The 3,829-nt window shown below is 49.2% G+C and carries 2 protein-coding genes; one reads left to right on the top strand and one right to left on the bottom strand.

From position 1 onward, the window contains the following. Positions 1 to 301: 301 nt before the first annotated feature. Positions 302 to 1,714: a hypothetical protein gene (locus AB3X55_13255; GenBank protein MEX0504553.1), complete on the top strand. Its 1,413-nt coding sequence runs from the start codon at positions 302 to 304 to the stop codon at positions 1,712 to 1,714. 157 nt (positions 1,715 to 1,871) lie between these two features. Here AB3X55_13255 and AB3X55_13250 read toward each other — a convergent pair. Further along, positions 1,872 to 3,829: autotransporter domain-containing protein (locus AB3X55_13250; protein MEX0504552.1), on the bottom strand; the 1,958-nt coding region annotated here is incomplete at its 5' end.

Genomic DNA, 3,829 nt, shown 5'->3' with positions numbered 1-3,829 from the left:
CGCATGGGCCACCCGGGGGTACCGGTACATGTGCAGGTGCGCCCGACAGGGATTGGTGGAGTGTGGGTTTTCGGGGTGGTGATGGCTAGTCTGGAGGGTGCTTGTATCTTCGCTTACGGAATAATGTTGGCGAAGACGATGACCATATTCTACCGCACCTTACAAAAGGGGCCCAGTAAGGAAGCGCCGAAGGCCTTGTACCCATAGACACTCCCTGCGAGTCATGCAAAACAAGCTATCTTGATCTTAATCATATCACTGTATTCATTGACAAATAGATGATTATCAGGTACGTTTTGTCATGCCTAAAAAGCTTGATGAACGTCACCAGAAATGGCTGATCTCAGACGAAGAAAGAGAGTACGAAACCTTCGTTGCAGAGGGTCTCGGTGAGTGGGCTGATCTCGACAAGACCTTCCTATCATTGGAAGCCATGCGGCTCGAGTTCGCAGGATCATTCGATTATGATCTGACCGCTCTCGGTGGTGCTGCGGACAAAGCAGTCAGCGAACTAAAGGCTTTGTTCGGGTCACAGGGCACTATCTTCAACAATGCGATCAACAGCCAGCTGATCTGTCTTCTGGCAAACCTCTATCTTGGATATCAACGGAACAACAGACGTCTGATCCGCATCTCCCTGCATAATGGGAAGGCGGTGCCACCACGTTACAATCCATCTGGCGTGGCAACGAAGAGCCTCAGGAAGATAAAGGATGCGTTACTGGCTAACGAGTACGTTTTCTTCTTTCCCGGACATTACGCTCGGGGCAAGACACCACGGAAGAGTAAATCACCAAAGATCATTGCCGACCCGAGACTGATCGACTTCCTAGAGAAGGAATGCGGATGGAGCCTTGCGACCATCAGCTATCACAATAAAGCCGAAACCATCCGAATGCGTTCGAAGCGAGACGCGAACAAAAAACGTACTTTCATCTCGTATGACGATACGCCTGACGTGGAGGCGCAGCGGGGTGTTTTGCAGCGTTACAATGCCTTCATGGCCGAACAGGACATCCAGATTCCAACTCCTTTTGGCTTCATGCGTGATGTGTTCATCACCCGTAGAACGTTCACCGATGGAAGCTGGCAACTGGGTGGTCGACTGTTTGGTGGTGGCTTCCAGCAACTATCGAAGGAAGACAGGAAACGGATCACGATCAACGGAGAGCCGGTTGTCGAACTCGACATCAAGAGTTGCCATGCAACAATGGCGTTCGCCCACGTTGGCATTGACTGGTACGCGCAGTCCAACCGAGACCTCTACTCAAGGCTAGAGGAAGAAGGTTGGCCGCGTGATGTAGTGAAAAAGGCTTTTAACATTATGATGAATGCGAAAAGCAGATCATCAGCCGTCGGTTCGTTAAAAGATCAGCAAATAAAGACAGGCTTCCTGTTCAACGATGGTATGACGGACTTCAAGGGCTGGTCGTCTCATCTGGTTCGCTCGATAGAAGACGCCTATCCGGAACTGAAAGATGTTTTCTATGCAGAACTCGGCACCCACTTCATGAACAAGGAAGGCAACATCTGCATGGCGATAGCGGAGTGGGCGGTACGAGAGCAGGTGCCCGTGTTGACGATCCACGATAGCTTTATTTGCCCTGCATCAAACGCACATGAACTGGAACAAGTCATTGGTCTATACTTTGGTGAAATGGTCGGTGCACGTTGCCTTACAACAGGAAATGACTTTGACCTTAGGCACCCTTAATTCCGAAGATAGCGAACAGTGAGAGAAGTCAAACGACATGCTGTTTTCTGGAGCTTTTGACGCTGTCCCTGTACAATGCGGGCGCGACTTGCTGTCTGGCAGGGGGGCAGTGAAGGGGCATCTTTCTTAAGGTCGCAGACCATAAACAGAGATGTAATTAGAATCTGAACCGCAAACCGATATTGATCGAATTAACATGATGGTCATTATCGTTGCTGTGGATGCTTTCCGTCCTTGAAGCGGCAAAATCAACATTAAGGACATCAGATTTCCAACCATTGACACCTAATTTCAATGTTCCGCTCGTTTTGAGCTCAGTTGGGACTTTCGTATTATAAATGTTGGATCCATTGAGATAACGCATTGATGCAGGAAAGCTCTCATTCAGAAAACTCGAATACTGCAATTTACTGTAGGTGCGGATTTTGAAACCCTTCCAGCCATTCGTCTTTGAAATTTCACCACCAAAATCTAACTCTTGATAATCAATTTCCTGATCAAAATACCTCAATGCCCTATTGCCACCAGTTTCATCAAAGGATTCCAACTTGATATCGGCTAAATTAAGCCCCGCATAGTATGAATTATCCAAGCCAGCATATTTTACGAACTGCCGTGCTCTAACTGAACCAGAATATATATGTCCGCTTCTTTCACCTGTAAGCGTCTCGCTACCATCAATCCTCTTGGTATCGAATGAAAGGCTTGCGTAATTGAGGGAGGTTTCGACCTGCGGCAAACCTTCTAACCTATAAGCTGTGTAAACGGTCACACCAAAATTGTCAGACTGGACATTGCCACCATCCGCGCCCACGTCTGTATCTTCCCTGCCCACCAATGCCGCAAAGCCGATAAGGCTGTCATGTTTGTATTCTTTATCGAGACCAAACGTGAGTACTGTTCGGTTAAAGTCGCGTGATGCCGCCGATGTTGAAGCACTGGTTTTGCCGACTGATAACTCACCATTACTCCAGAAACTCCAGCCATTGCTTGCACTTCCAAATTCTGGGTTTAAGTCAACCCCGCCTGTCTTAGCCTTTAGCTCTGCGAGGCCTAGTGAAACTGCCTGTGCCATTAGAACGTCTTCATAGAGCTCTGGGTTGCTCCCAATCTTTGATGCAAGTGTGGCTAAATCAGTCTCGCCATAATCCCTGAAGCGCTTGGGTGAGCTGTTCACAAATTGGTTCACAACAGGGTCAGTGAATTTGAACCTGATGCCTTGTTTGGAGTTATCGGAATTGCCCCACCTCGTGGCGAGCCACGATAAACGGTCATTAACTGCGTCTATCGAGCTTTTGTGAAACTGATAGGCAATCTGATCCTGACTCAAAAGGCTACCTACTACATCGGCTTTCTGAGTTGGATCAGATCGAGAAGTAGAGTTGTTAGTTGCTGTGATGCTTCCAGAGGTATCAAACGAAGCCACTTCATTGCCCGCTGTATCTTCAAGGACATTGCCAGACGTGGGCTTTGTGTAGGCAACGGTTACTATGCTATTCGCCTCTACAGCTGAGCCCATCGTAAGCTCCACATCAGAGCCAGAGATAGTCACTGCCGTGGGCGTTTTTCCCGTTCCATCCTCTGTCACGGTAAACGCGCTTGCAGACGGTGTAGAGGCCGCCAATGTCTCACCCATACCAATCGTCACTGTCGTGCCAGCCCCATCTACTGTGATGCTCGATGCTGATGGAGGGGCAGTATCGGTAGAGTACGTCCAATTAAACTGTGTAGCAGCGGCATTGTTATTGCCAGCAGCATCCGTAAATGCACCACCAGCCACATCAATCGTCGTGGCCCCAGCTGCTGTTGGCGTGAAGGTAGCCGTATAGACAGTAGATGATGTTGAGGCGAAGTTACTGATGGAGCCGTTGGTAACGGTTATGTCCCCAACGGCAAAGTTAGAGGTTGCCTCGCTGGCAGTGAATGTCAGAGAGAGTGTGCCGTCAGAGGATGCATCCCCATCACTCACCTCAGCTGCCGTGATCGTCATCGTCGGACCCGTAACATCATAGGTCCAATTAAACTGGGTTGCGGCGGTATTGTTATTGCCAGCAGCATCCGTAAATGCACCACCAGCCACATCAATCGTCGTGGCCCCAGCTGCTGTTGGCGTGA

This window comes from Alphaproteobacteria bacterium LSUCC0719 (genome assembly GCA_040839025.1).
Taxonomy (GTDB): Bacteria; Pseudomonadota; Alphaproteobacteria; order Puniceispirillales; family Puniceispirillaceae; genus UBA8309.
Note: the sequence above shows the minus strand (reverse complement) of the source record. Positions and strands in the feature narration are given on the sequence as shown.

Excerpts from the sequence above, each read along its gene's own strand:
- AB3X55_13255 (MEX0504553.1), top strand. The coding sequence starts at position 302 with ATGCCTAAAAAGCTTGATGAACGTCACCAGAAATGGCTGATCTCAGAC.